This window comes from Streptomyces sp. NPDC097981, assembly GCF_040302565.1.
Classification (GTDB): domain Bacteria; phylum Actinomycetota; class Actinomycetes; order Streptomycetales; family Streptomycetaceae; genus Streptomyces.
Genome location: NZ_JBEORW010000194.1, coordinates 1 through 1243, shown reverse-complemented (window position 1 = coordinate 1243; position 1243 = coordinate 1). Strand labels below are relative to the sequence as shown.

Annotated in this window: 1 protein-coding gene; it reads right to left on the bottom strand. The window is 69.0% G+C overall.

Going from position 1 to position 1243, the window contains the following annotated elements; translation table 11 throughout:
- Positions 1–34: 34 nt before the first annotated feature.
- Positions 35–1156, bottom strand: coding sequence for an IS630 family transposase (locus tag ABTY04_RS41005; RefSeq protein ID WP_352218523.1), 1122 nt, complete (start codon positions 1154–1156; stop codon positions 35–37).
- Between the last annotated feature and the right edge of the window lie 87 nt (positions 1157–1243).

Genomic DNA, 1243 nt, shown 5'->3' with positions numbered 1-1243 from the left:
CTAGTGCTGTGACCGGATAGGTTCGCCGGGTTGCTCAGGCTGCGGGTGCGAGGGGGCGTCCGCCCCAGCGGAGGCCCTTCTCGCTGCGGATGCGGGCGCGTTCCTTGCGTTGGGCAGCGAGTATGTCGGGGTGGCGGGCATGGGCATTGCGCCAACGCAGGTAGCGGTGCAGGACCCGGGTCTGCGCGGGATGGCTGCGATGGCTGGAATTGGCCAGGGTGAACTGACGCAGCGGGCCGAAGTGGGCCTCGATCGGGTTGGCCCAGGAGGCGTAGGTCGGGGTGAAGCACAGCTCGACCTTGTTCTTCTTCGCCCAGCGGCGGATGTCCGCGCCGGTGTGGGCGGAGAGGTTGTCCAGGATGATGTAGATGGGGGCGCCGTCGGGTCTGGCGGCGCGGATCGTCTTCAGTGCGGCGAGGCTGTTGGCGGTGCCCTTGCGGCGGCGGTTGACGCCCCACAGCCGGTCGTCGCCGACGGAGTAGCAGCCGTGGAAGTAGGTGACGCCGTGGGTGCGGCGGTAGGTCGCCGGCAGGCGGTCGGGTTTGCCCTGCTTGGCCCAGCAGGAGCCCGCGGTGGGCCTGATCCCCAGCGGCCCGAACTCGTCGAAGGCGAAGACCCGGTCCGGGAAGTGCTCCAGGACGTGCTCGATGCGGTCGAGTTTCGCCTCGCGGTCGGGGTCCGGGGACTCCTTCCACGTCTTGGTGCGCTGGAAGGTCACGCCGCGGCGGGCAAGCAGGCTGCGTAATGCCTCGCGGCCGATGCGGATGATCCTGCCGTGGACTTTCCGCAGGTAGGCGACCAGCTTGCGCAGGGACCAGCGGGTGAAGGGCTGACCGAGTTTGGTGGGGCGGGTGGTGGCCGTCTGGATGACGAAGTCCTCGTCGTCAGGCTGGAGCAGGCGGGGACGGCCTCCCGCCCATCGAGGGTCCAGGCAGGCCAGGCCGATCTCGTTGAACCGGTGGATCACATCCCGCACGGTGTCCTCGTCGGCCTGCACGAGCTGGGCGATCACCGGGACCCGGTTCCCGCCCGCCGAGGCCAGCAGCATCATCGCGCGCCGGTAGCGCACCGAACTCGTGCTGCCCCGACGCACGATCTGCTGCAGCCGTTGCCCTTCCTGGTCGGTCAGTCTGCGCACACGGACAGGCTCAGCCACCGCGCCTCCAGCGGTCGAAATGAACGTCACCGCACATCCAACCGCCACGACCACCAACCCGGCGAACCTATGCGGTCACAGCACTAG